Below are 26717 nucleotides of genomic sequence, written 5' to 3' on the forward strand. Positions count from 1 at the left end.
CATCCCGGAGTCCGTCCGGGGATCCGCACCCGCTGACCGGCACCGTGTGAGATCGGCCGACAGGTGGGCCCCGGGGACGAGCCCGGGGCGGGCGCGAGCGCCGCGGTGCGGCCGCGCCGCGCTGCTGGCGGCGCGGGAGCGCGACCTCAGTCCCGGTCGGGCAGCTCGCGCACCCAGATGTTGCGGAAGCTGATCGGCTGGCTGGGATCGCCGTGGTCCTGCAGCTTGATCGGCGCCTTGCCATGCGGCTTGTAGCTGGGCTTGCCGATATAGACCGTGCCGCCGCGCACCTCGGTATGGTCCTGCATCAGCACACCGTTGTAGTAAGCGGTGACGAACCCGGGCCGCGTGACCGCACCGTCGGCGCCGAAGCGCGGTGCGTCCCAGGTCACGTCGATCGTCTGCCACTCGCCCGGGCGGCGTGCCGGATTGGCGAGCGGCGGGGTCTGCTTGTAGACCGCGCCGAGCTGGCCGTTGACATAGGTCGGGTTGTTATAGCTGTCCATGATCTGCAGCTCATAGCCGTCGTCGCCCGGGCCGGTGGAGGCGAGGAAGAGGCCGCTGTTGCCGCGGGCCTGACCCTCGCCGGTGATGCCCGCGGGGATGCGATATTCGAGATGCAGCTGGTAGCTGCCGAAGGACTGTCTGGTCTGGATGTTGCCGGTGCCCTTCTTCACCGTCACCGCGCCGCCGGCGACGGTCCAGCCGGCGGCGCCGCCGGTCTTCACCGCGGTCCAGCGATCGAGGTTCTTGCCGTCGAACAGCACGATCGCGTCGGCCGGCGGCGCCCACGCGGCGAACGCGCCCGGCGTCACCACGGGCACCGCGGGCGACCATTGCTCGGTCGCCTTGGGATCACCCTGCGGGCCCTGCGCCATCACCGCGGACGAGACGAGCAACAGCCCGGTGCCCAGCACGATACCCTTCATAGCACGCATCCTCTTCGATACTCCCGATCACAATGCGGTTCGCATCCGTGCCGTTGGTAACGCGTCCGCGCGCAACCTCCTAGCCTCCCCGTCGCCGCACCGGCCGCGCGCGCCGACTGACCGGGATCAGGGCGATTCCGCGCGGCGGAAGTCGGCCTCGGTTCGTTCTATCGCCGCCGAGGAGTGTCACGATGACGAGTCGCGAAGCAGCCGAGCAGCAGGTGAGGGCCCTCCACGCCGAGGAGGAGCGCGAGAAAGCGCTCGCGCGCGAGCTCCCGCCCGGGGACGAGCAGGATCGCCACTGGATGCGCGGCGAGCGCCTCTCCGACGAGGCCTGGTCGATCGAGGAGCGCTACGATCTCGAACCCTGGCCGAGCGGGCTCTGGCCCGCCTGACCGAGCCGGCGACGCCGAACACCGCATCCGCGCTCGCGCGGGATGCGGTGCGGCGTCGGTCAGCCGTTCGCCTGGCTGGTCTTGATCGTGCCGTTCAGCCCGGCGGGGAAGAAGCCGCCGGACGACACCGCCGCCTTGTTCTGGTAGACCACGTTCAGCACCTGCGCGGCGGTGCGCCCGAGCACCAGCCCGCCGTCGGTGGTCGGCACGAGGTTGGCGGTGGTGGCGTCACCGATGTCCTGGTCGTTCTCGGTGGAGCCGTCGAGCCCGTCGCGCGTGTTCGAGATCTGCGTGATGCGGGTGTAGATGCTCGGCACCGTCAGGCCGCGCCGCCACAGCTCCGAGCGGATCACGCCGTCGTGATAGCATTCGGTGGCGAGGATCCCGGCCGACGCCTCGAGGAAGGTCTTGTTGCTGATCAGCCTGGCCGCCCCGCGATAGGCGGTCACGCCGACATCGGTGAGCAGGTACGAGCCGATCAGGAAGTTCTCGTCGTTGAGGAAAGGGTCGAAGATATCGGTCGCGCCGATCACGCCGGCGGCGCGCGCGGCGGCGGTGAAGGCACCCACCGCGGTCGCGCCCGCGATCGTCACGCTCGCGCTGCCCGACAGGTTGATCGCCGGCTGCGCCACGGCGGCGCTGCCGAGGTTCGTGCGCAGGAAGCCGATGTGGCCGAGCTCGTCGAACGCGATCTCGCGCGCATATTGCTGCACCACGGGGTCAGTGAAGTTCACCGCACGCGCGGCGCCGTCGCCGCTGCCGGTCACCACCGCGCCCTGCGCGCCGGCGCCGGTCTGCAGGCTCGCCGCGATCCCCTGGCCCGAGACGGCGTAAGAGTAATAATTGCCCTCGAGATACTCGAGCTGCAGCGCGAAGTTGAGCACGTCGGCGTCGCTCACCGCGGGGGTCGGCGTCGGTGAGACGGTCGGCGCGGGCTCGCCATCGTCGTCGTCGTTGCAGCCGGACAGCAGCGCGAGGCCGCCCGTCATCGCCGCCGCGCCGCCGCACAGCCGGATGAAGTTGCGGCGCGCGCGGCGCTGATGCTCGGCGCGCTCCATGAGGTCGAGAAACTCGGTCTGGTCGCTCATCGCCGCCTCCTCAGTTCGCGCCGGAGCGCCGCAGCGCCGCGTTGGGGTTGTTGGTGCCGTTGGGGAAGAAGCCGCCCGCCGTGGCGGCCTGCCGGGTGAGATAGGCGATGTTGTGGACCTGCTCGGCGGTGCGGCTGAACACGATCCCGTTCTGGTCGGTCGGCACGATGTTGGCCGCGAGGCCGAACTGGTTCGTCACCGGCGTGACGCCCTGGTCGTCGTCGGCGACCCGCTGCGGCGGACCGGCCGAGACGGCGGTGCCGTCGAGCAGGTCGCGCGCGCCCGAGATCTGCTCGGTGATGGTCCACACCGCGGGCACGTCGACGCCGCGGCGATAGAGCGCGCCGCGGATGATGCCGGCGTGGAACGCTTCGGCGGCGAGGATGCCGGCGGCGGCGTCGATGACGTCGGGATTGCTGAGCAGCGGCGAGCCGCCCTTGTAGGCGGTGACGCCGACGTCCTCGAAGATATAGGCGGCGATCAGGAAGTTGTCGTCGTTGGCATAAGGGTCGAAGACGCCGCCGCTGGCGCTGAGATCGACCCCGGCGGCGACCGCCGCCGCGGTGAACACCGCCGCCGACAGGTCGATCGCGGGCTGGGCCACCGCCGCCGAGGTCAACGCCTGGCGCAACGAGGCGACGTGTGCCACCTCGTCGGCCGCGATCTCGCGCGCATATTGGATCACGGCGCGGTCGGTCAGGTTGGCCTTGCGCGCACCGGTCACCGGGCCCTGGGTCTGCGTGCCGGTCAGTTGCGCTGCGGGCAGGCCTTGGCCGCTGTAGGCGTAGCTGTAGAACTGCGCCTCGAGATACTCGAGATTGAGCGCGAAGTTCAGGATGTCAGTGTCACTCGGCACGGTCTGTGCCTCGGCGCGGCCGGCGAACGCGAGCCCGGCGGTGCCCATCGCGACTCCGGCGATCGCGGTCTTGAAGAAGTCGCGCCGCTGGTGACGACGCTCGACGCGCGCATCCAGGGCATCGATGAGATGCTCACTCCCGGGCATAGATCTCTCTCCTGCCCCGATGATCAGCGAGGCGCCGGGCGCCCGTCGTTCCGACCGCCGCCCTCAGATACGAAGCAGGTTAGAAAAGGATGCCCGGTCAGATAAATGAAAGTTCTTGATAACGCTCAAGAATAGGCGCTCAGCCGTCACCGCGCAGGCGATAGCCCACGCCGAGCTCGTTGGCGATGACGCTGCCCACCTCGGCCGGCGCTTCCAGCTTCTGCCGCAGGTTGCGGACGACGATGCGAAGATACTCGATGCGCGCGTCCTCGTCGCCGCCCCAGGCGGCGGCGAGCACGCGCCGGTGCGTGACGACCTTGCCGAGATGACGCGCCAGCTCCGCGAGCACGTCATATTCCTTGCGGGTGAGATGCACCTCGGCGCCGCCGCGCCGTACCTCACGCCGGTCGAGATCGATGGCGAGGTCGCCGCGGCGCACCTGGCGCGGTGTCGCGGCTCCGGCAACGCGGTGGCGCAGCGCGACGCGGAGGCGGGCGAGCAGCTCCTCGCTGTCGAACGGCTTGGTGACGTAGTCGTCCGCGCCGAGATCGAGCGCGCTGACCTTCTCCTCGACCGCGTCGCGCGCCGAGACGACGAGCACCACGGCGTCGCCGCGGTCGCGCAGCAGCGGGATCAGACTCAGCCCGTCGCGGTCGGGCAGGCCGAGGTCGAGCAGCACCGCGTCGGGATGCGCGATCGCGCGCTGCTGCAGGGCGTCGCGCGCCGTGCCCGCCTCGACCACGTCATAACCCGCGCGGGTCAGCGTGTTGCGCAACAGCCGTCGGATCGCCGGCTCGTCGTCGATCACCAGCACGCGCGCCATCACGCCGCCTCGCCGGTCGGCTGGCGCACGATCGATGCGGGCGGGAAGACCAGAGCGAAGACGGCGCCGCGCGCGTCCTCGCGGTTGGCGGCGGTGACGGTCATCCCCATCGCCTCGGCGAACGCCTTCACGATCGCCAGGCCGAGGCCGGTGCCCCCGGCGGCGCGGTCGGAGCCCTCGAGCCGGCGGAAGGTCTCGAACACCTCGTCCTCGCGTCCGGCCGGCAGCCCGGGCCCTTCGTCGAGCACGGCGAGGCGCAGCTCGCCGAACCGGTGTCGCCCCTCGATCACCACCGTGCTGCCCGGGTCGCCGTAGCGGCCGGCGTTGTCGAGCAGGTTGAGCAGGCAGTGGTGCAGCAACTGCGGGTCGGCGCGCACCAGCGGCAGGTCGGGCGGCACGTCGAGCCGGATGCCATGCCCCTCCAGCGCGCGGCGCGCGTCGTGCGCCGCGCCCGTCACCGCGTCGCTGAGGTCGACCGCGTCGACCCGCAGCCGCAGCGCGCCCGCCTCGACCCGCGCCATGTCGAGCAGGTTGGCGACGAAGCGGTTGAGCCGCTCGGCCTCGCTCTCGATCGTGCCGATCAGCTCGGGCGTGGCGCCGTGGTGGAGCTGCGCCGCGGCGGCCATCACCGCGGTGAGCGGGGTGCGCAGGTCGTGGCTGACCGAGGAGAGCAGCGCCGCGCGCAGCCGGTCGCGCGTGCGCACCTCCTCGACGTCGCGCATCTCGGTCGCGAGCCGCAGCCGCTCGAGCACCAGCGCGGCCTGATCGACCAGGCTGGCGAGCAGCGGCAGCTGGTCGGCGCGGACCGGGTCGCCCCCGGCCGAGCGCGCGACGCCCAGCACCGCCAGCACGCGCTCGCCCGCTTTCAGCGGCACGAACAGCCACTCCGACGCCGCCAGCGTGCCCGAGCCCTTGCCCGCGGTCGCGCCGGTGTCGAACGCCCAGCCGGCCGCGGCGCTGTCCATCGTCTCCAGCCGGTAGCCGGGATCGCTCGCCGCGAGGATGTCGAGGCCAGCGGTGGGCGAGCGGGTGAGCAGCACCACCTGGACGTCGAGCAGCCGCCGCACGTCCTCGCAGATCATCTGCGCGGCGCGGTCGCGGTCGGTCACGCCGCTGATCTCGCGCAGGAAGCCGGCCAGAGTCGCGTTGGTGCGCGCGCTCGCCGCGGCGAGATCGGCCTGCGCGCGCACCCGCGCGGCGAGATGGCTGGTCGCCACCGCGACGCCGAGCAGCACGATCGCCGAGATCACGTTCTCGGGGTTGCTGATGCTCAGCGTGCCGACCGGCGGCAGGAAGAAGAAGTTATAGGCCAGCGTCGAGGCCACGCCGGCGAACAGGCCGCAGCGCAGGCCGAAGAGGCTGGCGGCCGCCATCACCGGCAGGAGGTAGAGCAGCGCGATGTTGCCGAAATCGATGACATGCACCAGGGCGCTGCCTGGCGCGGTGACGCCCGCGACCATCGCCGCCGCGCTGGCATAGCCCGCGGTGGTTCCCGGGGTCGGTGCGGCGCGCGCCCGCGGCTCTCGCCCGGCGGCGGCGGGCACGGGAAGGACGTGGACGGTGACCCCGGGCGTGTCGCGGATCAGCCGGTCGACCACCGAGCCGTGGCGCAGCTCGAACCAGCGCGAGCGCTGCGACTTGCCCATCACCAGCTGGGTGGCGCGCGCGTCGGCGAGGAAGCGCTGGATGCCGTCGACCACGTCGGGCGCGGGCACCGTCGCCACCGCGGCGCCCAGCTGCGTCGCGAGCGTCATCGTCGCGGCGAGCCGCTGGTGCTGCGCCGGGGTGAAGCCGGCGGCGCGCGGCGTCTCGATGAAGAGCGCGGTCCATGGCCCGCGCAGTCCGTCGGCCACTCGCTTGGCGGCGCGCACCAGCCCGTCCGCGCCGGGCAGCTCGTTGATCGCGACGACGATCCGCTCGCCGCCCGCCCAGGTGCCGCCGAGCCCGAGCGCGCGCACGTCGTCGAGCATCTGCGCGTCGACCGCCTGCGCGGCGCGCCGCAGCGCCAGCTCGCGCAGCGCCGACAGGTTGGACTTGGAGAAGAAGTGCGACAGCGCGCGCGTCGCCTCCTGGGGCAGATAGACCTTGCCCGCCTTGAGCCGCTCGATCAGCTCGTCGGGCGGGATGTCGACCACCTCGATCTCGGCGGACTCGAGCACGCGGTCGGGCACGGTCTCGCGCACCCGCACGCGGGTGAAGCTCGCGACGACGTCGTTGAGGCTCTCGAGATGCTGGATGTTGACGGTGCTGTACACGTCGATGCCGGCGGCGAGCAGCTCCTCCACGTCCTGGTAGCGCTTGGGATGACGGCTGCCGGGCGCGTTGCTGTGCGCCAGCTCGTCGACCAGCGCGAGGCGCGGCGCGCGCGCGAGTACCGCGTCCAGGTCCATCTCGTGCAGCGTGCGACCCTCGTAGGCGACGGCGCGGCGCGGCACCACTTCCTGGCCGCGCACCAGCGCCTCGGTCTCGACGCGTCCGTGCGTCTCCACGACCGCGAGGACCACGTCGACGCCGTCCCGCCGTCGCGCCGCGCCTTCCGACAGCATCTCATAGGTCTTGCCGACGCCGGGCGCGGCACCGAGGAAGATCTTGAGCCGGCCGCGTCCCTCCTGCGCGGCGGCGCGCAGCAGCGCGTCCGGATCGGGGCGGTCGCTGTCCGACGCCATCAGCCGCGTCCCGTGAGCGCGCCGGGCCCGCACATCGGGAGGGATGACGACGGCGCGACCTCGTTCATCGCGTCGGGATAGACCAGAATGCGCGCGAGCGGGAGCCGGATCGACGCGGCGCGACGGACGGAGGGCAGGGGAGACCTTGCCGCGCGACGCGGTTGCTTCGGAGGCCTGCGCACGGGCACGATCTGTCCGACCCCGCATAGTATTGCCAGGGCGAAAGGGGCCGAACGCATAGCGGCGGCATATAGTGGAGGAAGCGGCCTTGCCGCCGGCGCCGCGACGCGCCACCTCGTGCCGGCGCGCGGCTTGCCAGTCGCGCGCGGGGGATTACACCACCAGCGACTAGAACCGCGGCGCGACCGCGGCCACACAGGGATCGTACACTTTGGCCAGACCGTTCCGCCTGCTGCTCGCCACGCTGCTCTTCGGTACCAGCGGCCTCACCCATGCCCAGGCCGAGAAGACCGACAAGACCGTCACCAAGGTCGAGAGCAAGAAGGAAGAGGACGCGGTCAAGCTGCCCCCGCTCCCGGCCGACAAGACGATCACCCAGAGCGCGCGGATCGGCGGCCGCGCGATCAGCTACAAGGCGACGGTCGGCACGATCGCGGTGCGCGACGACAGCGGCAAGGAGATCGGCCAGGTCGTCTACACCGCCTATGTGGTGCCCGGCCGCGACGCCACCCGCCCGGTCACCTTCGCCTTCAACGGCGGCCCGGGCGCGGCGTCGGTCTACCTCAACATGGGCGCGGTCGGACCCAAGCGGGTCCAGTTCGGCGCGCAGGGCGACTCCCCGTCGGACGCGCCGGTCGCACGCGACAATCCCAACAGCTGGCTCGACTTCACCGACCTGGTGTTCATCGACCCGATCGGCACGGGCTTCAGCCGCAGCCTGGTCGACGCCGACGCGACCAAGAAGGCCTTCTACGCGAACGATCCCGACATCCGGTACCTGTCCAAGGTCGTCTACGACTGGCTGGTCAAGGAGGAGCGGCTGCGCTCGCCCAAATACGTGATGGGCGAGAGCTACGGCGGCTATCGCGCGCCGCGCATCGCCTATGAGCTGCAGTCGCAGATCGGCGTCGGGGTCAACGGGCTCATCATGGTCTCGCCCTATCTCGATCCCGCCTCGGGCGACGACGCCACCGCGCTGTCGCCGCTGCCGTGGATGATCGACCTGCCCTCGATGGCGGCGGCCAACCTCGAGCGGCAGGGCAAGCTGACCCCCTCCGCCATGGCCGAGGTGGAAGCCTATACCCGCGGCGATTTCGCGCGCGACCTGCTGCGCGGCCGCTCCGACCCGGAGGCGACCGGGCGGATCGTCGGCCGCGTCACCCAACTCACCGGGCTCGACGCGGCGCTGGTGCAGAAGCTCGGTGGGCGAATCGACAGCCGCACCTATCTGCGCGAGGTCCACCGCGGCGAGGGGACGATCGGCAGCGTCTATGACTCCAACGTCACCGCCTTCGATCCCTTCCCCTGGTCGGCGCAGCAGAAGTCGAACGACCCGATCCTCGACGCGCTGATCGCGCCGACGACCAGCGCGATGGTCGACTTCGTCACGCGCGAGGTCGGCTGGAAGACCGACGCGCGCTACAACGCGCTGTCATACAAGGTGAACGAGGCGTGGGACCGGGGCAAGCCGGCGGACACCCCGGTGACAGACCTGCGCAAGGCGATCGCCAACGATCCCAAGATGAAGGTGATGATCGTGCACGGCTGGGATGACCTGTCCTGCCCGTTCTTCGCGTCGCGGCTGATCGTCGACCAGATGCCCGCCTTCGGCGCGGCCGAGCGCGTGCAGCTGCGCGTCTACCCGGGCGGGCACATGTTCTACTCGCGCAACGACAGCGGCGCGTCGTTCAAGGCGGATGCGCTGCGGCTGTACGGGGCCGGGTGAGCGGCTTCTCCGGCGCAGGTGACCGGTGCGACTTGCAGCGGTCCTCACCCGCTTCCGTCTTCCCGGACCTGGTCCGGGATCCACCGTGCCGCATCTACTGACGCCGTCGCTCTCGCCGAGGGGTGGATCCCGGATCGCGTCCGGGACGACGGGCGCAGGAGGAGCTCTCGTCGCGGCGCCTTCGCGCCCGCGTCAGCCGCGCAGCGCCTCGACCCGGCCCATCTCCTCGGGCGGGATCAGCCCCTCGAGCACCGCCCAGAACCCCGTCACCGCGCCCTGGCCGGCGCGCGAATAGGCTGCCGAGAGCTTCTCGCGCAGCGAGTCGTACAACTCGCTCTCCAGCGCGGTGCCCTCGGGGGTGAGCCGCAGCAGTCGCTGGCGGCGGTCCCGCTCACCCGGGCGGGTCTCGACCATGTTGCGCTCGATCAGCTCGTTGAGCACGCGGCCGAGCGACTGTTTGGTGATCGCCAGCAGCGCCAGCAGCTCGCTCACCGGCATGTCGGGCTTGCGCGCGATGAAGTACAACGCGCGGTGGTGCGCGCGCCCGAGACCCTGTTTGGCGAGCCCGCGATCGATCGACCGCGTGATGTGGCTGTTGCCGAAATAGAGCAGCTCGATCCCGCGGCGGATCTCGGTCTCGCGGAGGAAGAGCGGCGAGGCGGATTGGGTTGAGGCAGCCATGTTGACCGGCTTTGCCATCGGCCCTAGGCCACCGCAACCCGGCAATGCGGTGTCTCGTCGCATGCGCCGCCTACCGCCGACTCTGGCCGTTGGGAGCTGATTTCCGTGAATTTCGCGTTCGAGCCGCATCCGTCGCCCGTTCCAGCCAACGAGCGTGCCGCGCGTCTGGTCGACCCGGGCTTCGGTCGCGTCTTCACCGATCACATGGCGATCCTGCATTATTCGGAGGGGCGCGGCTGGCACGACGGCCGCATCGGCGAGCGGGTGGCGCTGACGATGGATCCCGCCTCGTCGGTGCTCCACTACGCGCAGGAGATCTTCGAGGGCCTCAAAGCCTATCGGCTCGAGGACGGCGGGCTGGCGCTGTTCCGCCCCGAGGCCAACGCGCGCCGCTTCAACGCCTCCGCGCGGCGCATGGCGATGCCCGAGCTGCCCGAGGAGCTGTTCCTCGAATCATGCGAGCGGCTGGTGCAGACCGAGCGCGAGTGGATGCCGTCGGTGGAGGGCGGCTCGCTGTACCTGCGCCCCTTCATGATCGCGTCGGAGGCGTTCCTCGGCGTCAAGCCGTCGGCCGAGTATCTCTACATGGTGCTGGCCTCGTCGGTCGGCGCCTATTGGAAGGGCGGCGCCCGCGCGGTGTCGCTGTGGGTCAGCCACGACTACACGCGCGCCGCGCCGGGCGGCACCGGCGCCGCCAAGTGCGGCGGCAATTACGCCACCAGCCTCGTCGCGCAGCAGGAGGCGATCCGCCGCGGCTTCGATCAGGTGGTGTTCCTCGACGCCGCCGAGCGGCGCTGGATCGAGGAGCTCGGCGGCATGAACATCTTCTTCGTGTTCGAGGACGGCTCGCTGCAGACGCCGCCGCTGACGGGCACGATCCTGCCCGGCATCACGCGCGACTCGATCCTCCAGCTCGCGCGCGACGAGGGGCTGGTGGTGCGCGAGGAGCCCTATTCGATCGAACAGTGGCGTGCCGGCGCGGCGAGCGGGCGGCTGGTGGAGAGCTTCGCCTGCGGCACCGCCGCGGTGGTGACCCCGATCGGCCGCGCCGCCGGGCCGGACTATGAGTTCACCATCGGCAGCGGCGCCACGGGGCAGCTGACGGCGCGCTTCCTCGACCGGCTGAGCGCGGTGCAACGCGGGCGCGCGCCCGACCCGCACGGCTGGCTGCGACGTATCGGTTGAGTCTTGCCCCGCGCGCGGCTAAGCGCGCGGGCCTGTTGGGGCGTCGCCAAGCGGTAAGGCACCGGTTTTTGGTACCGGCATTCGCAGGTTCGAATCCTGCCGCCCCAGCCACGCAGCGCGTCACCGCGTCCGGGCCATGGCAGGCCGTGGCTCGCATGGGCCGGCAGATCGCGCGCTGGCCGCAGCCGGACAACAGCATCAGCGTCGTCGCTCTCTGGCCAACAGCGAGGCCCCGGATCGCTCCGAGGCCTCGCGTTCGTGCCGGTCCGCTCAGCGCGCTGTCGCTGCGGCGGCGGCCGGCGGCTGCGGCAGCGCGGCGCTCCCGGCGGGCGGAGGCGGCGGAGCACCTGTGCCAGAGGAGAGCGGCGGAGGTGCGCCGGCACCCGGTTGCGGAGGCGGCGGTGCGCCTGCGCCCGGGGGCGGCGGCGGGGGCGCGCCAGCACCCGGAGGCGGCGGCGCCCCGGCACCCGGCGCCGGCGGCGCGCCCGGCCCGCGCGGCGGCGGCGGCGGGCCGACCTCACGTGCGCCGGCGCCGTCGACCAGGAAGCGCGCGCGCAGCTGCCCCTCGTCGTAGCGGCCCTGGACCAGCACCGGCGCGCCCGCGCGCGGCGCCGAGTCGCGGCCGGCGTCGACCAGCGCGCGCCCGCTCGAGTCCTCGACGACGAAGCGGTCGCCGTACACCGCGGCGACGCGGCCGCGCACCGTGACGGTGCCGCTCGACTGCGCCAGCTTGGCGACCGCGGTCGGCACGGTCGGCGCCATCTCGACCGCGGGACGGGTGAGCGCCACCGCGCCGGCGCCGCCCGCCGCGCCGAGTGCCAGCAGCGCCGCGCCGGCCAGGGCGACGCGGCGTGGGGCGGTGACATGGGGTAGAAGGGTCATCGATCAGCTCCTCTGCTTGCGATGCGCCCTCTCTACCGCGGCCCGCTGCCACCGGCGCTGAACCGGTCGGTTCAGTTTCGGTTTAGTCGCGGTGTATAGCGGCGTCGCATGCGTATCCTGCTCGTCGAGGATGATCGTGACCTGGGTCCCCGCATCGCGCGCGCGCTGCGCGAGGAGCGCTGCGCGGTCGACCTCGTCGCCGACGGGATCGACGCCGCGCATCTCGGCGAGACCGAGCCCTACGACGCCGCGGTGCTCGACCTCGGACTGCCCGGCATGGACGGCGTCGCGGTGCTGCACGCGTGGCGCGCGGCGGGGCGCGATCTGCCCGTGCTGGTGCTCACCGCGCGCGACGGCTGGTCCGACAAGGTGGCTGGGTTCAAAGCCGGAGCCGACGACTATCTGGTCAAGCCGTTCCGCGTCGAGGAGCTGGTGATGCGGCTGCGCGCGCTGGTGCGCCGCGCCGCGGGCCACGCCCAGCCGCTGCTGCGCGCCGGCCCGCTCTCGTTCGACGCCCCGACCGGCACGTTCGAGCTCGACGGGCTGCCGCTCAAGCTCACCGCGCTGGAATGGCGCGTGCTCTCGCAGCTGATGCTGCGCAAGGGCGCGGTGATCGAGCGGCTCGACCTGCTCGACAAGGTCTATGAGGGCGACGCCGACACCGACTCGAACAGCCTCGAGGTGATCGTCGGCCGCCTGCGAAAGAAGATCGGCGCCGCGCTCATCGAGACGGTGCGCGGGCGCGGCTACCGGCTGGTGGGCGCATGAGCGCGCGCGTGCCGCGCTCGATCCAGGCGCGCATGCTGATCGTGTCAGCGATCGCCACCGCGCTCGCGCTCGCGCTCGCCGGCGCGGCGATGGCGGGGCTGCTCGGGCGCTTCGTGGTGGAGGGCCTCGACCAGCGGCTCGACGCCGAGCTCACGCTGCTCGCCAGTGCGATCGACGCCGACGGGCACGTCGATCGCGCGCGGCTCACGCGGGTGCGCGGCGCGCTCGACGCCGGTCCCGAGTGGCGCTGGCGGGTCGCCGGCCCGGACGGCACGCTCGGGTCGGCCGACTTCCCGCCGCTCGACCCACCGCCCGCCGCCGGGCCGGTCGCGCCGCCGGGACCGCGTCCGCGCGAGGGCGCGGAGGCGGTGCACGCGCGCGAGCTGGTGATCGCTAGCAGCCGCGGCGACGTGACGCTGAGCGCGGCCGCCCCGCGGTCCGTCGTGCGGCGTCCGATCGAGGGGGCGCTGTGGCCGCTGCTCGGCGCGCTCGCGGCGGTGGCGGCGGTGCTCACCGCGGCGCTGCTGGTGCAGCTGCGCGTCGGGCTCGCGCCGCTGCGCCGGCTGCGCGACCAGGTCGCGGCGATCCGCGGCGGCGCACGCGAGCGAGTCGAGGAGGATCAACCCGCGGAGCTGCGACCGCTCGCCGCCGAGCTCAACGCGCTCGCCGCCGACAATGCGGCTACGCTCGCCGTCGCGCGCGGCGCCGCCGCCAATCTCGCGCACGCACTCAAGACCCCCGTCGCGGCGCTGGCGCTCGACCTGCGCGACCGGCCCGAGCCGTTGGCGCAGGTCGAGAGGATCGATCGCACTATCCGCCACCATCTGGCACGCGCGCGCGCCGCCGCGATCGACCGCCGCGCCGCGACCGCAATGCGCCCGGCGACGGAGGGGCTCGTGGCCGCGGTGAGCGCGCTGCACCGCGATGCGCGGATCACGCTCGACGTGCCCGCCGACCTCGCGGTCGCGGTCGACCCGCAGGACCTCGACGAACTGCTCGGCAACCTGCTCGACAATGCCGCGCGCCACGCTGCGGCGCGGGTCGGGCTGAGCGCCGCGCGCGAGGGGCGCTGGGTCACGGTGGAGGTGAGCGACGACGGGCCGGGTGTTCCCGCGGCCGAGCGCGACCGCGTCGCGCGTCCGGGCACCCGGCTCGACGAGCGCGGCGACGGCCATGGCTTCGGGCTGGCGATCGCGTCCGAGCTGGTCGCGCTCTATGGCGGCGCGCTCGCGCTGGAGGAGGCGAGCGGCGGCGGGTTGGCGGTGCGGCTGACGCTGCCGTCGGCGTAAACCCGGCTTGCCGCCCCGTATTCGCGAGCTAAGCTGCTGTGCGAACGAGGTAAACGGGGACGCTGGGATGGGACGGCGAGGGATCGGCCTGGGCGCGCTGGCGCTGCTGGCGAGCAGCACGGTGGCGGCGAGCGCGCCGGTGCCGGGCGCCAACCCGATCTTCCGCGACCGGTTCACCGCCGATCCCGCGCCGCTGGTCGTCGGCGACCGACTGTACCTCTACGTCGGGCACGACGAGGCGCAGCGCGACGAGATGTTCAACATGAAGGAGTGGCTGGTCTATTCCACCACTGACATGCGTCACTGGACCGCGCACGGCCCGATCATGAACGTCAAGGACTTCAAGTGGGCCAAGCAGGACGCCTGGGCCTCGCAGGCGATCCGCAAGAACGGCAGATACTGGTTCTACGCCGCGGTCGAGCATGACTCGACCCATCCTGGCAAGGCGATCGCGGTGGCGGTGTCGGACAAGCCCACCGGTCCGTTCGTCGACGCCAGGGGATCGGCGCTGATCACCAACGAGATGACGCCCAAGGGCACGCACAGTTGGGAGGATATCGACCCGACCGTGCTCACCGACGACGACGGCGCCACCTGGATCGCCTGGGGCAATCGGCAATGCTATATCGCCAAGCTCAAGCCCAACATGATCGAGCTCGACGGACCGATCACCGAGATCACGCCGCCGCACTTCGAGGAAGGGCCGTGGCTGCACAAGCGCGGCGACCTCTATTATCTCACCTACGCCTCGCTCGACCGCAGCAAGCACCGTGACGAGAAGGTGTCCTACTCGACCGCGCCGACGATCCGCGGGCCCTGGACCTATCGCGGCGAGCTGACCGGATCGGGCAAGTACAGTTTCACGATTCATCCGGGCATCGTCGAGTTCAAGAAGCGCTGGTACCTCTTCCTCCACAACGCGACCCTCGCGATCGGTGACCTCAACGGCGCGATCGGGCGGCGCGCGGTCACGGTGGAGTATCTGCACTACAACCCGGACGGGACGATGCGCCCGGTGGTGCAGACCGAGGCGGGGGTGACCGCGCCGGCACCGAAGTGAAGGAGCGCCCGCGGCCCGCTCACAGCATCTCGAGCGGCACGGGTGTTCTCGGTCGCGGGAAGGTCCGGTCGAGCTCGGTCAGCTCCTCGGGCGTCAAGGTCAGATCGGCCGCCGCGCGATTGTCGCGGACGTGCTCCGCGCGCGCCGCCTTGGGGATGGCGATCGCACCGTCGCGCGCCAGCAGCCACGCCAGCGCCACCTGCGCCGCGGTCGCCCCCCGCGCCGCCGCCACGGCCACGAGGGCGGGATGGCCGAGCAGGCGGCCTTGCTCGACCGGGCTGTACGCCATCACGGGCATGTCGCGCGCGGCCAGCCACGGCAGGAGGTCATGCTCGGGGCCGCGGCGCGTCAGATTGTAGAGGATCTGATCGGTGGCGCAGTCGCTCCCGCCAGCGGCGACGAGTTCCGCCATGTCGTCGCGGTCGAGATTGCTGACGCCCCAGCGCAGGATCTTGCCCGCCGCGACCAGCGCCGCCATCGCCTCGACCGTCTCGCCGAGCGGCACGCTGCCGCGCCAGTGGAGCAGGTACAGGTCGATCCGGTCGGTGCCGAGCCGCTCTAGGCTCGCCTCGCAGGCGCGGGCCAGCCGGGTGCGCGCGGCGTTCTGCGGATAGGCCTTGCTGACCAGGAACACCTCGTCGCGGCGGCCGTCGATGGCCGCGCCGACGACCCGCTCGGACTCACCGTCGGCGTACATCTCGGCGGTGTCGATCAGCGTCATGCCGAGATCGAGCCCGAGGCGCAGTGCCGCGACCTCGTCGGCGCGACGGTCGGCGCGCTCGCCCATCATCCAGCTGCCCTGGCCCAGCGCGGGGACGGCGGCGCCGTCGCGCAGCCGTACCGTCCTCACGTGGCGCGCCGACGCCACAGCGCCACGCCCGCCAGCGCGGCGAGCGCCACCGTGCCGGCGGCGGCGGCCTTGCGGCCACGGTGCGGGTCGCGGCGTCGACCATCGGGGCCGCTCGCTCCCGCCGGCGGTTCGTGGATCGCGCCGGACGTGTCCTCGCCGCGCGGTGCGCGCGCCGACCAGCTGTCCATGAAGCCGTTCATCACTGCCGCCATCAGGTTGGGTGCGGCGAACTGACCGAGCTTGAGCAGCAGCGCGGGCGCGCCGACGACGGTCGTGTCGCGCGGATGTCGCGCGAGCCGCACCACCGCTCGCGCCACCGTCTCGGGCGCGAGCGCGCCGGGCGGCAGCGTCAGCCGAGCACCCGAATAGTTGCCGGCGTGGTCGATCCCTGGCGTGTCGACGAAGGTGGGGTACACGTCGCAGACGTGCACGTTCGGGTGACGCGACAGCTCGCCGCGCAGCGCCTCGCTGAAGCCGCGCAGCCCGAACTTGCTCGCGGCATAAGCGGCGGCATAGGGCGTCGCGACGAAGCCGCCGACCGAGATCATGTTGACCCAGGTGCCGCGGTCCTGCGCGAGGAAGATCGGCACCACCGCGTGCGCCTCGTTCATGTGCGACTGCAGGTTGGCCTGGATCACGCGCGCATGGTCGGCCAGCGGCACCTCGTGGTAGCGGCCGACGACGCCGACGCCGACGCAGCTGAACCACAGGTCGATCGCGCCGAGCAGGGCGCGTGCTTCCGTGGCCAGCGCCTGCACCGCGGCCGCGTCGGTGACGTCGACCACGCGCGCCTCGGCCCGGCCGCCGGCGTCGCGGCAGCGCGCGGCGATGTCGGCGAGACCTTCCTTGCCGCGCGCCGCGAGCAGCAGTTGCGCGCCGCCGCGAGCGAAGGCGATCGCGGTAGCGGCGCCGATCCCGCTCGACGCCCCGGTGATGACGACCCGTAAGGGCGCGCCCTTGCCCATCTGCTGTCTCCCGTTGCTCCGCGGGTGGACGAACGGGGGCGGGGGGTGTTCCAGTGATGAACAGGATCCGGACGGGATGAAGGTGCCCCGGCCTCATCGGCATCGTCCTGATTTCGTCTCAGGATCCACTGGTCCGGCGACGCCACGTGGCCGGGTGTGCGGTATGACGGATCCTGAGACAGAATCAGGGCGACGCGATGGTAGCTGAGGGGGCCTTAGAACTCCGACCAATCGTCCTGCGCCACCGCGACCGCGGCGCTGCCGCGATTGGCGCGCGCGCCGGCGGCGATGCGTGCGCCCACGTTCGCAGCGCGGGCCTGGAGCTGGTGCACCGGTGAGGCGACCGCCTCCTGCCGCACGGCGACGGCGTGCGCCGGCCGATCGCCCAGACGGAAGCGGCTGACCTGCCGTGCCATGTTCTCGGTCTCCTCGGCCAGGCTGCGCGCGGCGGCGGTGGCTTCTTCCACCATGGCCGCGTTCTGCTGGGTCACGCCGTCCATCTCGCTGACGGCGGTGTTGACCTGCTGGAGTCCGGTCGCCTGCTGCTCGGCCGCCGAGGCGATGTCGGACACGAGCGCGCTGATCTCGCCGATCCGCCCGGTGATGCGGCTGAGCGCCTCGCCCGCCTGCGCCACCAGCGTGACGCCGGCGTCGACCTGCTCGGTCGAGGCGGTGATCTTGCTCTTCACGTCCTTCGCGGCGTCGGCCGAGCGCTGCGCCAGCGCACGCACCTCGGAGGCGACCACCGCGAAGCCCTTGCCGGCGTCCCCCGCGCGCGCCGCCTCGACGCCCGCGTTGAGCGCGAGCAGGTTGGTCTGGAACGCGATACCGTCGATCACCGCGATGATCTCGCTGATCTCGTTGGACGAGCGCTCGATCCCGTTCATCGCTTCGACCGCGCGGCGGACGACGTCACCCGACTGTTCGGCGTCGCGGCGCGTGTCGATCACGACGCCGTTGACCTTGGTGGCGTTGGCGGCGGTGTCACGTACCGTGGTGGTGATCTCGTGCATCGCGGCCGCAGTTTCCTCGAGGCTGGCGGCCTGCTGCTCGGTGCGGCGCGACAGGTCGTCCGACGCCTGCCTGATGTCGCTGGCGCCGTTGGTGATCCCCTCGGCGCTGGCGTTGACCGCGGTGAGCGTGCCCGCGACCGACTGCATCGCGTTGTTGAAGTCGTCCTTCAGCTTGGCGAACGAACCGGTCAGCTCGGCCTCGATCCGGGCGGTGAGGTCCCCGCGCGCGAGCGAGTCGAGCCCGCTGCCGACGCTGTCGACGATCAGCCGCGTCTGCTCCTGCTTGGCGCGCTCGGCGGCGACGAGCTGGTCGCGGAACGCCACCATCGAGCCGGCGAGCTCACCCACCTCGTCGCGGCGCGGATCCACCGCGACCTCGGCGGTGAGATCGCCCGCGCCGAGACGCCGCATGGTCGCGGTCATCGCGGTCAGCGGCGTCGCGATGCCGCGGATCAGCGAGAGGAGAAGGACGACGGTCAGCGCGAGCGCGGCGAGGCTGAGCCCGATCGTGACGTTGCGCGAGCGGAGATACAGCGCGCTCGCCGCGTCCATCTCCGTCTCCATCAGCTTGACCTGGACGCGTTGCATCTCGGCCGCATCGTCGTTGCCGCGATCGAAGACCGGCTTGCTGCTGCGATAGGCGGCGAGGGCCTCCGCGTTGTGGTTGTCGTGCGAGAGCTGCATCGTGACGCGCGACTGCGCCATGTACGTGGCCCAATGCTGGCGGAAGGTGCGGAAGGTCTCGATCGCCTTGGGATTGGTCAGGTTCTTGTCGAGGTACGCGATCTTGTCGTTGATCAGCGCGTCCTGCTCGCTCGCCTCCTTCTCGGCCTCGGCGATCTTGATCGGCTCGGTCGACAGGATGCTGGTCGCCTCGGCGACACGATAGTCGGACGTGGCGGTGTTCACCGTGGCGATGGCGACGAGTTTCTCACGCCGGCTACGCCCGAGCGTCTCGGCAGCATCGTTCAACTTGCTCTGAGCGCTGATCGACATCACCGCCATCACGATCAAAGCGGCGGCGAGGATGCCGAAAGCGGTAAGCAGCTTGGCGCTGATCTTCATGTTCTTCATGGAACGGACCTCACGATGGTGAGGCGATAATAGGGCCGATACGTTTCCAACCTCTTATCATGGATCGCTGTCTAAACCGGGTGTTTACGACTAGGCCCCAACATGGTTAGCCGATGATGACGCGCGCCTTCTTGCACGACACGGCCCGCCGCGCCGCCGGCGCGCCCGCGGCGCGGGGCTGAACGGCGTTGGCGCGGCTGCGGTACCTGATCGCGCGCCGACCGACGGCACTGGCGTGGTTGCTGCTGCTCGCGCTCGCGCTGCGGCTGGTCGTGCCCGCCGGCTTCATGCCCGACACCTCGGCGCGCGCGGTGACGCTGGTCGCCTGTCCCGAATGGGGCGCGGGCCCGGCCGTGTCGGGGCATCACGCGGCGCACGACCGCGCCGATCACGGTCGATCGCACCGCCATGCCGAGCCGCCCTGCGCCTTCGCCGGCCTGGGGTCACCGACGCTCGCCGCCGGCGACGCGGCGCCGCTGACGCCTCCCGCCGACGCCGTCGCGCGGGCAGCGACGCCGCTCGGCCGGGCGCTCGGGCTGCTCGCGACCGAGCGCCTTCGTCCACCGGCGCACGCGCCGCCCGCGCGCGGCTGATCCTCGACCATCCCGCCCGGCGCACGCTGGCGCGCGGGCCTGTCAGCGGCGGCGTGCCTCAGGCGCGCGAACGATCGGAAACCTCATGTCACGTCATCTTCTCTCCGGGAGCGCGATCGCGCTCGCCAGTCTTCCCGCCGTGGCGTGCGCGCAGGACGCGCCCGACCCGGCCTCCACCACCGGCGTCACCATCGGCGAGGTGGTCGTCACCGCGCGGTCGATGACCCGTTCTACCGGCGAGGTGCTCACGTCCGTCGACGTGCTCGGTGGCGATGTCGCGCAGCGGCAGAGCGTCGACAATGCCTGGGAGCTCTTCGCGCGGCTGCCCGGGGTCGTGCTGACCGACTTCGGTCAGGGCACCACCTCGGGGCGCTTCTCGATCCGGGGCTTCAACGGCGAGGGTGAGATCAACGCGGTCAAGCTGCTGATCGACGGCATCCCTTCCAACGACAACGCGGGGCGGATGGACCTCATCGATCTGGTCTCGCCGCTCGCGATCGGCTCGGTCGAGCTGGTGCGCGGCACCTCCGACCCGCGCTGGGGGCTTCATGCCATCGCCGGCAGCGCCGATATCGTCACGCGCAGCGGCGGCACCTACCTGGACACGCGGGTTAGCGCTGGCGCGTTCGGCACCGCCGAGCTGCAGGTCGCCGCTGGCGCGGAGACCGGGCGGCTGAGCCAGAATCTCGCGTTCGGCTACCGCCGATCGGACGGCTACCGCGACCATGCCGGCTTCGACCGGCTGTCTCTGTCGGGCAAGTGGCGGCTGGATCTCGGCGACGCGCAGCTCGGGCTGATCGCGCGCCACGGCCGCGGCGGCGCGGACGAGCCCGGCTATCTCACCGACGCCGACGCGTACACCGACCGGCGCCGCTCCTACGCGGTGTCGGCGAGCGACGGCGGCACGCGCGAGCTCGGCCAATATGCGGTGACGCTGGACGCCGCGCCCAGCGAGCACGTCGCGCTATCCCTCAGCGGCTACGCCAACACGATCGACGACAATCGCTACGTCCGCTTCTCCGCGGGCGTGCCGCAGCAGCAGCGGCTGACCGCGGAGCAGCAATACGGAGTCGTCGGCGCGGTCCACTGGCACGCCGCGCCGTGGCTGATGGCCGAGGCCGGCGGCGACGTGCAGTGGCAGCACAATATCAGCCGGCGCTGGACGACGGACAACCGTCGCGTCATCGCGGCGACCCGCGACCAGGACATCGACCTGACCGTCGGCGGCGGTTACGTCCAGGCGGTCCTGACGCCGCTGCGCTGGCTGCGCGTGACGCCGGCGTGGCGGCTCGACCGGGTCGGCGGCGACTATGTCAACCGGCTCGACGGTCGCGGCTATCCGGTCAACGACAATGGCACGATCAGCCAGCCCAAGTTGTCGGTCGCGGTCGAGCCGACCGCGGGGGTGACCGCCTATGGCAATTACGGGCGCACCTTCCAGATCGGCGCGGGCTCGGGCGCGTTCATCGTGCCGCCGCGCGCGCGTGACGTCGCGCCGTCGATCAACGAGGGCTATGAGGCGGGCGTGCGGCTGGCGCGCGGGCGGTGGCTCACCGCGCGCGCCGCGCTGTGGCAGCAGACCGCGAGCGGCGAGCTGCGCCGACGGCTCAACGATCCGGCGGGCGAGTTCGACAATCTCGGGGCGACGCGGCGACGCGGCTTCGACCTTGAGGCGAGCGTGCAGGGCGGGCGCGGCTGGTCGGCCTGGGCGAGCTGGTCGCGCCAGAAGGCGGTGATCCGCGTGCCTGACCCGGCGACGCCGTCGCAGGCCGGCAACGAGATCGATCACGTGCCGCGCGACGTCTACACCGCCGGCTTGGAATGGGCGCCGCACGGGGGGCGCTGGCGCGGGTCGCTGTGGGGCAACGGCCAGTCGTCCTACGAGCTCACTCCCGCGAACGCGCAGGGGCGGTTCGGACGCTATGTCCAGCTCACCGCCGAGGCGGGCTATCAGCTCACCCGCGCGCTGGAGGTGTCGCTCCAGCTGCGCAACCTTGCCGACGATCGGCACGAATATGTCTGGTACGATGGCACGCAGCGGCTCCACGCACCCGCCGACCCGCGCACGCTCGCGGGGGCGGTGCGGGCGCGCTTCTAGCGGATGTTCGCAGGCTGAAACTTAAGCGTGCTCCTGCGCGCGTAGGAGCCCAGTGCCACGAACATTATCCTGATGGCCCCGGGCTCCGGCGTTCGCCGGAGCACGCGTCGCGTCCTGGCGAACCGTCGCGCATAGTTCCGAGATGCCGTTCAGGCCTCCGGCACCGGCGCGCCGAGCTGGCGGGCGACGCGGGCGACATCTTCGTCGCTGGGCGGCTCCGGTAGATCTTCGCCCGGCAGCAGCGCGTCGTCGGGGATGCCGGGGGCACCGCTCGCGAGCGGTGCGTCGACGGCGCGGTCGTTGGCGCCGGTGGTGATCTTCTCGCTCTCGCTCATGGCTCTCTCCTGCGACCGTGACCTCCAACCCGCGAAAGAGGCAATCGCTGCATCATCAGCGAGATGGAACAAGCGCTGGGCTGATCCACTTTAGTCGGCCGAGCGACAGGAGAGTAGCCATGACCAAGACCCTCAAGGCTGGCGACAAGGTGAAGTGGGACACGCCGCAGGGCCAGACCAGCGGCAAGGTCGTCAAGAAGGAGACCAAGACGACCAAGGCCGGCGGCCACACCGCCAAGGCGACGAAGGATGACCCGCAGTATCGCGTCAAGAGCGACAAGTCGGGCAAGGAAGCGGTGCATAAGCCGGACGAGCTGAAGAAGGCTTGAGGATGAGAGCGGCGCGGGCGTGCGGCCTCGTGGAACTTCCCTGATCCACCGTCCTCGTTTTTACCTGTTCCGTGATACCGGCTTCCGCCGGGATGACGGAGCGCGTGGGGTGACGTCACGCCCGCGGGCGCAGACGCTCAGAAGGAAACTCGCCGCCCTCTCAGCGCTCCCTCGTCTCCGTGAGCGCCTGCCGCACCACCGGCGTCACACGATCCGCGATCCGCGCGACACCGCGCGCGTTCGGATGAACGCCGTCCGGCCGCATCAGCGTCCGGTTGCCGAGCACGCCGTCGAGGATGAACGGGTACAACGGCGCACGATGCTGCCTCGCCAGTTCCGGGTAGATGGCGTTGAATCGTCGCGCGTAATCAGGCCCGAGGTTCGGTGGTGCGAGCATGCCGGTCAGCACCACTGGTATGCCCCGCTTCTGCAACTCGTCGAGCATCGCGGCGAGATTGTCGCGCGTCACCTTGGGATCGAGCTGGCGCAGCACGTCGTTGCCGCCGAGCCCGAGCAGCACCAGGTCGGGCGCCTTGCCGAGCCGGTCGAGCGTGTAGCCGAGCCGGCGACGCCCGTCGGAGGTGGTGTCGCCCGACACGCCAGCGTTGACCAGCCGCGCGTTGATCCCGTCGGCGCGCAGCCGCGCCTGGATCGCGTCGGGCAGGCTCTGCCCGCGGCTCAGCCCGTAGCCGGCGTAGAGGCTGTCACCGAGTGCGAGCACGACGCGCTCGGGTCCGCTCACGGGCGCGGTGGCGACCGGCGCGGGCGCCGCCTCGCCGTCGTTGCCGCTGACGCGCGGCCCGTCGGGAGCGCCCTCGTCGCGCGGCGAGCAGCCCGCCACCATCAGCGCGGCTTGGAGAAGCGCCGCCGGCGCCGCATATGTCAGGTATGATCGCGTCACTTACGCCCCGGCTCCGCTGAATGTCGCCGCCGCATATGGTCATCGCCGCGCGCGATGTAAGGCTCACGCTGGGCGGTGCCGAGCCGGTCGAGATCCTGCGCGGGGTCGATCTCGACGTCGCCGCCGGCGAGAGTGTGGCGCTGCTCGGCGCGTCGGGATCGGGCAAGTCGTCGCTCATGGCAGTTCTCTCGGGGCTGGAGCGCGCGACCTCGGGAAGCGTCGAGGTGACCGGGCTCGACTTCGCCGCGCTCGACGAGGATTCGCTGGCGGTCGCGCGGCGCGGGCGGATCGGGATCGTGCTCCAGGCCTTCCACCTGCTGCCGACGATGACCGCGCGCGAGAACGTCATGGTCCCGCTCGAGCTGCAGGGCGCCGTCGACGCCCGTACCCGCGCCGAGGCGGAGCTGGCGGCGGTCGGGCTGGGACATCGGCTCGGTCATTATCCCGCGCAGCTCTCCGGCGGCGAGCAGCAACGAGTCGCGATCGCGCGCGCGCTGGCGCCACGCCCGTCGCTGGTGTTCGCCGATGAACCGACCGGCAACCTCGACGCGGCGACCGGCGCGCGCGTCGTCGACCTGCTGTTCGAGCGGCGCCGCGCCACTGACGCCAGCCTCGTCATCATCACCCACGATCCGGCCCTGGCACGGCGGTGCGATCGGGTCGTCGAGCTCGCCGACGGGCGGCTGCGATGAGCGGCTGGGCGCTGGCCTGGCGGCTCGCCCGGCGCGAGCTGTCGCTCCGCTTCAAAGGCCTGCGCCTGCTGCTGCTGTGCCTCTTCCTCGGTGTGGGCGCGCTCGCTGCGATCGGCAGCCTGACGCAGGCGATCACCGGCGAGTTGGCGGCGCGCGGGCGCGTGCTGCTCGGCGGCGACGTCGAGGTCGCGATCTCGCAGCGTCCGGCCGATCCGGACGAGCGCGCCGCGATCGCTCGGCTCGGGCGCGTGTCGGAGACGGTGCGGATGCAGTCCATGGCCGTGGCGCGCGACGGCACCACCGCGCCGGTGCAGCTCAAGGCGGTCGACGCGGCCTATCCGCTCTACGGTCGACTGACCCTCGCGGGCGGACGAGCGGTGCGCGTCAACGGCGCCGATACCGCCTATGTCGCGCCCGCGCTGATCGAGCGGCTGGGGCTGCGCGTCGGCGACCCGCTGCGGCTCGGCGCCGCGACCTTCCGCGTCGGCGGCGTCATCGCGGACGAGCCCGACCGGTTGAGCGAGGGCTTCAGCTTCGGCCCGGTCGTGCTGGTGTCGAGCGCGGGGCTGGCGCGCACCGGGCTGGTGCAGCCGGGCAGCCTCTACGAGACGAAGTATCGTGTCGCGATCGGTGCGCGCGATCCCGCGGCGACGGTGGCGGGCTTCGGCAAGCGCTTCGCCGCGGCGGGGTGGGAGACGCGCACGCGCGATCGCGCCTCGCCCGGTGCCAGCCGCTTCATCGCCCGCATGGGCGAGTTCCTCACATTGGTGGGGCTCGCCGCGCTGGTGATCGCGGGGATCGGCGTGGGCAACGGCGTCTCCTCCTATCTCGAGCAGCGGCGCGCGAGCGTGGCGATGCTCAAGGTGCTGGGCGCGACCTCGGCGACGGTGACGCGCGTCTATCTCATCCAGGTGCTCGCGGTGGCGGGCGTGGGAATCACGCTCGGGCTCGTCGCCGGGCTGCTCGCGGTGCCGCTGGTCGGCGCGCTCGCCGGCGCTGTGCTGCCGGTCGCGCCCGGCTTCGTGGTGGCGCCGCTGCCGCTGGCGCTGGCGGGGCTGTACGGCCTGCTGATTGCGCTCGCCTTCTGCGCGCCGGCGCTGGTCGCGGCGGGGCGCGTGCCCGCCGCGGCGCTGCTGCGCGGTGTCCATGATCGCCGCGCGCGCGGCGGGCGGATCGCCGCCGCCTGGATGACCGCGGCGGGCGCCGGGCTCGTGGCGCTCGTGCTGGCGACGAGCGAGCGGCCGCTCTTCGCCGCCGGCTTCCTCGGCGCCGCCGCGGCGACGCTGCTACTGCTCGTCGCCCTCGGCCACGGGGTGCGCTGGCTCGCCGCCAAGGTGCCGCCGCCGCGGCGTCCGCTGCCGCGGCTCGCGCTCGCCGCGCTCTATCGGCCGGGGGCGCGCACAGTGGCGCTGGTGGTGGCGCTGGGGCTAGGGCTGACGCTGTTCGTGCTGCTCGCGACGATCCGCACCAGCCTCGACGGCAACATTACCCGCAGCGTGCCCGAGCGCGCGCCGGCGCTGTTCGTGCTCGACGTGCCCCCCGAGCACGAGCGCGACTTCCGCGCGATCGTCGCGGACGCCGCACCGGGCGCGGTGATCGCCACCGTGCCGCTGATGCGCGGCACGATCACCGGCTATGCCCGGACGCGCGTCGCCGATCTCGCGGAGATCCCCGAGGGCGCCTGGGCGCTGCGCGGCGAGCGCGGCCTGACCTTCGCCGCGGCGCTGCCGGCGGGCAGCACGCTCAGCGCCGGCCACTGGTGGAGCGCGGCGGAGGCGCGACGCCCGCTGGTGTCGGTCGACGAGCGGCTCGCGCAGTCGCTCGGGCTCCGGATCGGCGACCCGCTGACGATCTCGGTGCTGGGGCTGGAGCGTACCGCGACGATCGCCTCGTTCCGTCGCATCGCGTGGGACACGCTGGGCTTCAACTTCGTGCTGGTGTTCTCGCCCGGCGCGCTGGCCGACGTGCCGCACAATCTCGCCGCGACGATCGACATGCCCGCGGCGCGCACCGGCGCGGTGACGCGAGCGCTGCTGCCGCGCTTCCCGTCACTGTCGGTGATCGAGGTCGGCGGCGTGCTCGCGCAGGTGCAGACCGTCGTGCGCCAGATGGCCACCGCGATCGCCGCCGCGGCGGGCGTGGCGGTGCTCGCCGGCGTGGCGGTGCTGGTCGGTGCGATCGCCGCGGCGCGCGCGACTCGAACCTATGACGCGGTGGTGCTCAAGGTGCTCGGCGCGACGCGACGGCAGGTGCTGGTGATGCAACTTCTCGAATATGCGCTGCTCGCGCTGGTGGCGGCGATGGTGGCGCTGCTGCTCGGCGCGGCCGGTGGTTGGTACGTCGTGACCCAGCTGTTCGGCTTCGAGTGGCTGCCCGACTGGGGCGCGGTGGCGGCCACACTGCTGGTCGGCGTGGGTGTCACGGTGGCGATCGGCGTGGCGGGCAGCCTGCCGGTGCTGCGCGCGAGGCCCGCGGCGGCGCTGCGCGAGCTGTGAGAAGCGTCGCGTCCAATCTCTACGAGGCGACGCTGAGCACGGCTCATCATCTCCCTGAGCGAAGCGACTGATCCACATCGGCCGCGCGCGCGTTACGATCATCACGAGTCGACAGGGACTTGGACGCTGCGCCCGGGAGGGCAGGAAGAGGGACGCCGGCGATGTCGGACACAACAGAATTCGCGCTCTCGCGCCGCGGCGTGCTCGCCGGGAGCGCCGCCAGCGCGGTCGCCGCCGCGGCGCCCGCGCGCGCGGCGCCACAGCAAAGGCCAGCGGGCGCCACCCCGACCATGCCGGTGCGCCTCACCGTCAACGGCGAGAAGCGCGAACTGGCGCTCGACCCGCGCACCACGCTGCTCGACGCGCTGCGCGAGCATCTCCACCTCACCGGCACCAAGAAGGGCTGCGACCACGGCCAGTGCGGCGCGTGCACGGTGATCGTCGAGGGGCGGCGGATCAACTCGTGCCTCAGCCTCGCGCTCCAGCACGACGGCGACGCGGTCACCACGATCGAGGGGCTGGGCACGCCCGACAAGCTCCACCCGATGCAGGCCGCGTTCGTGAAGCACGACGGCTATCAGTGCGGCTATTGCACGCCGGGGCAGATCTGCTCGGCCGTCGCGGTGCTCGACGAGATAAAGCGCGACGTGCCCAGCCATGTCCAGGACGACCTCACCGCCAGGGCGCGCTTCAGCAA

Annotated in this window: 24 protein-coding genes and 1 tRNA gene; 13 read left to right on the forward strand and 12 right to left on the reverse strand. The window is 72.0% G+C overall.

Going from position 1 to position 26717, the window contains the following annotated elements:
• Positions 1–146: 146 nt before the first annotated feature.
• Complete coding sequence (locus FHY05_RS20300) at positions 147–929, reverse strand: DUF1080 domain-containing protein (protein ID WP_183946253.1); 783 nt, start codon at positions 927–929, stop codon at positions 147–149.
• A gap of 191 nt (positions 930–1120) precedes the next feature.
• On the opposite strand from FHY05_RS20300, the gene FHY05_RS20305 reads away from it, so the two are divergent.
• Entirely contained in the window at positions 1121–1324 is a 204-nt protein-coding gene (locus tag FHY05_RS20305) for a hypothetical protein (protein WP_183946254.1), read from the forward strand.
• A gap of 59 nt (positions 1325–1383) precedes the next feature.
• On the opposite strand, the gene FHY05_RS20310 is transcribed toward FHY05_RS20305, so the two are convergent.
• The 4 genes from FHY05_RS20310 to FHY05_RS20325 form a co-directional block, all read right to left on the reverse strand.
• A complete protein-coding gene (locus tag FHY05_RS20310) occupies positions 1384–2412 on the reverse strand; it encodes a ferritin-like domain-containing protein (protein WP_183946255.1) in 1029 nt (342 codons plus the stop codon).
• Between the two features lie 10 nt (positions 2413–2422).
• Positions 2423–3415, reverse strand: coding sequence for a ferritin-like domain-containing protein (locus FHY05_RS20315; RefSeq protein WP_183946256.1), 993 nt, complete (start codon positions 3413–3415; stop codon positions 2423–2425).
• Between the two features lie 139 nt (positions 3416–3554).
• Complete coding sequence (locus FHY05_RS20320; RefSeq protein WP_183946257.1) at positions 3555–4238, reverse strand: response regulator transcription factor; 684 nt, start codon at positions 4236–4238, stop codon at positions 3555–3557.
• Complete coding sequence (locus FHY05_RS20325; RefSeq protein WP_183946258.1) at positions 4238–6904, reverse strand: sensor histidine kinase KdpD; 2667 nt, start codon at positions 6902–6904, stop codon at positions 4238–4240. Before FHY05_RS20325 ends, FHY05_RS20320 begins: the two co-directional genes overlap by 1 nt.
• 391 nt (positions 6905–7295) lie before the next feature.
• Between FHY05_RS20325 and FHY05_RS20330 the strand changes: the two genes are divergently transcribed.
• The gene (locus FHY05_RS20330; RefSeq protein WP_260181737.1) at positions 7296–8810 is read left to right on the forward strand and encodes a S10 family peptidase; all 1515 of its coding nucleotides are present in this window, start codon (positions 7296–7298) and stop codon (positions 8808–8810) included.
• 192 nt (positions 8811–9002) lie between these two features.
• Here FHY05_RS20330 and FHY05_RS20335 read toward each other — a convergent pair whose 3' ends face one another.
• Positions 9003–9491 carry a MarR family winged helix-turn-helix transcriptional regulator gene (locus tag FHY05_RS20335; protein ID WP_260181738.1) on the reverse strand — a complete coding sequence of 163 codons (489 nt, stop codon included), beginning with the start codon at positions 9489–9491 and terminating at the stop codon, positions 9003–9005.
• Positions 9492–9590: 99 nt separating this feature from the next.
• Between FHY05_RS20335 and FHY05_RS20340 the strand changes: the two genes are divergently transcribed.
• Positions 9591–10676, forward strand: coding sequence for a branched-chain amino acid aminotransferase (locus tag FHY05_RS20340; protein ID WP_183946281.1), 1086 nt, complete (start codon positions 9591–9593; stop codon positions 10674–10676).
• A gap of 36 nt (positions 10677–10712) precedes the next feature.
• Positions 10713–10787 (forward strand) — tRNA-Gln (locus FHY05_RS20345).
• A gap of 159 nt (positions 10788–10946) precedes the next feature.
• Here FHY05_RS20345 and FHY05_RS20350 read toward each other — a convergent pair.
• On the reverse strand, positions 10947–11558 hold the full coding sequence (locus FHY05_RS20350) for a hypothetical protein (protein ID WP_183946260.1): 612 nt from the start codon (positions 11556–11558) through the stop codon (positions 10947–10949).
• A 108-nt stretch (positions 11559–11666) separates the two neighbouring features.
• Between FHY05_RS20350 and FHY05_RS20355 the strand changes: the two genes are divergently transcribed.
• From FHY05_RS20355 to FHY05_RS20365, 3 genes are all read left to right on the forward strand, one after another.
• Positions 11667–12326: a response regulator transcription factor gene (locus FHY05_RS20355; RefSeq protein ID WP_183946261.1), complete on the forward strand. Its 660-nt coding sequence runs from the start codon at positions 11667–11669 to the stop codon at positions 12324–12326.
• Positions 12323–13615 (forward strand): ATP-binding protein, encoded by a 1293-nt coding sequence (locus tag FHY05_RS20360; protein ID WP_260181739.1) that lies wholly within the window; start codon positions 12323–12325, stop codon positions 13613–13615. Before FHY05_RS20355 ends, FHY05_RS20360 begins: the two co-directional genes overlap by 4 nt.
• A 67-nt stretch (positions 13616–13682) precedes the next feature.
• A complete protein-coding gene (locus FHY05_RS20365; RefSeq protein ID WP_183946262.1) occupies positions 13683–14675 on the forward strand; it encodes a glycoside hydrolase family 43 protein in 993 nt (330 codons plus the stop codon).
• Between the two features lie 19 nt (positions 14676–14694).
• Here FHY05_RS20365 and FHY05_RS20370 read toward each other — a convergent pair whose 3' ends face one another.
• From FHY05_RS20370 to FHY05_RS20380, 3 genes are all read right to left on the reverse strand, one after another.
• Positions 14695–15525 carry an aldo/keto reductase gene (locus tag FHY05_RS20370; RefSeq protein WP_183946263.1) on the reverse strand — a complete coding sequence of 277 codons (831 nt, stop codon included), beginning with the start codon at positions 15523–15525 and terminating at the stop codon, positions 14695–14697.
• Positions 15522–16490 carry an SDR family oxidoreductase gene (locus FHY05_RS20375; RefSeq protein ID WP_183946264.1) on the reverse strand — a complete coding sequence of 323 codons (969 nt, stop codon included), beginning with the start codon at positions 16488–16490 and terminating at the stop codon, positions 15522–15524. The genes FHY05_RS20370 and FHY05_RS20375 overlap by 4 nt, the downstream gene beginning before the upstream one ends.
• Before the next feature lie 215 nt (positions 16491–16705).
• Positions 16706–18577, reverse strand: coding sequence for a methyl-accepting chemotaxis protein (locus tag FHY05_RS20380; RefSeq protein ID WP_183946265.1), 1872 nt, complete (start codon positions 18575–18577; stop codon positions 16706–16708).
• Between the two features lie 188 nt (positions 18578–18765).
• Between FHY05_RS20380 and FHY05_RS20385 the strand changes: the two genes are divergently transcribed.
• Together FHY05_RS20385 and FHY05_RS20390 are read left to right on the forward strand one after the other, a co-directional pair.
• The gene (locus FHY05_RS20385; RefSeq protein ID WP_183946266.1) at positions 18766–19170 is read left to right on the forward strand and encodes a hypothetical protein; all 405 of its coding nucleotides are present in this window, start codon (positions 18766–18768) and stop codon (positions 19168–19170) included.
• A gap of 85 nt (positions 19171–19255) precedes the next feature.
• Positions 19256–21268: a TonB-dependent receptor gene (locus FHY05_RS20390; protein ID WP_183946267.1), complete on the forward strand. Its 2013-nt coding sequence runs from the start codon at positions 19256–19258 to the stop codon at positions 21266–21268.
• A 149-nt stretch (positions 21269–21417) separates the two neighbouring features.
• On the opposite strand, the gene FHY05_RS20395 is transcribed toward FHY05_RS20390, so the two are convergent.
• Positions 21418–21603 (reverse strand): hypothetical protein, encoded by a 186-nt coding sequence (locus tag FHY05_RS20395; RefSeq protein ID WP_183946268.1) that lies wholly within the window; start codon positions 21601–21603, stop codon positions 21418–21420.
• Between the two features lie 119 nt (positions 21604–21722).
• Between FHY05_RS20395 and FHY05_RS20400 the strand changes: the two genes are divergently transcribed.
• Entirely contained in the window at positions 21723–21932 is a 210-nt protein-coding gene (locus FHY05_RS20400; protein ID WP_183946269.1) for a DUF2945 domain-containing protein, read from the forward strand.
• Positions 21933–22092: 160 nt separating this feature from the next.
• Here the strand turns inward: FHY05_RS20400 and FHY05_RS20405 are convergent, their stop codons facing one another.
• The gene (locus FHY05_RS20405) at positions 22093–22833 is read right to left on the reverse strand and encodes an arylesterase (protein WP_311732544.1); all 741 of its coding nucleotides are present in this window, start codon (positions 22831–22833) and stop codon (positions 22093–22095) included.
• Positions 22834–22853: 20 nt separating this feature from the next.
• Between FHY05_RS20405 and FHY05_RS20410 the strand changes: the two genes are divergently transcribed.
• The 3 genes from FHY05_RS20410 to FHY05_RS20420 form a co-directional block, all read left to right on the forward strand.
• Positions 22854–23525 carry an ABC transporter ATP-binding protein gene (locus tag FHY05_RS20410; protein ID WP_183946270.1) on the forward strand — a complete coding sequence of 224 codons (672 nt, stop codon included), beginning with the start codon at positions 22854–22856 and terminating at the stop codon, positions 23523–23525.
• Positions 23522–26020, forward strand: coding sequence for an ABC transporter permease (locus FHY05_RS20415; RefSeq protein ID WP_183946271.1), 2499 nt, complete (start codon positions 23522–23524; stop codon positions 26018–26020). Before FHY05_RS20410 ends, FHY05_RS20415 begins: the two co-directional genes overlap by 4 nt.
• A 161-nt stretch (positions 26021–26181) precedes the next feature.
• Positions 26182–26717: 2Fe-2S iron-sulfur cluster-binding protein (locus FHY05_RS20420; protein ID WP_183946272.1), on the forward strand; the 536-nt coding region annotated here is incomplete at its 3' end.

Source organism: Sphingomonas sp. BK580 (genome assembly GCF_014194975.1).
GTDB lineage: Bacteria > Pseudomonadota > Alphaproteobacteria > Sphingomonadales > Sphingomonadaceae > Sphingomonas.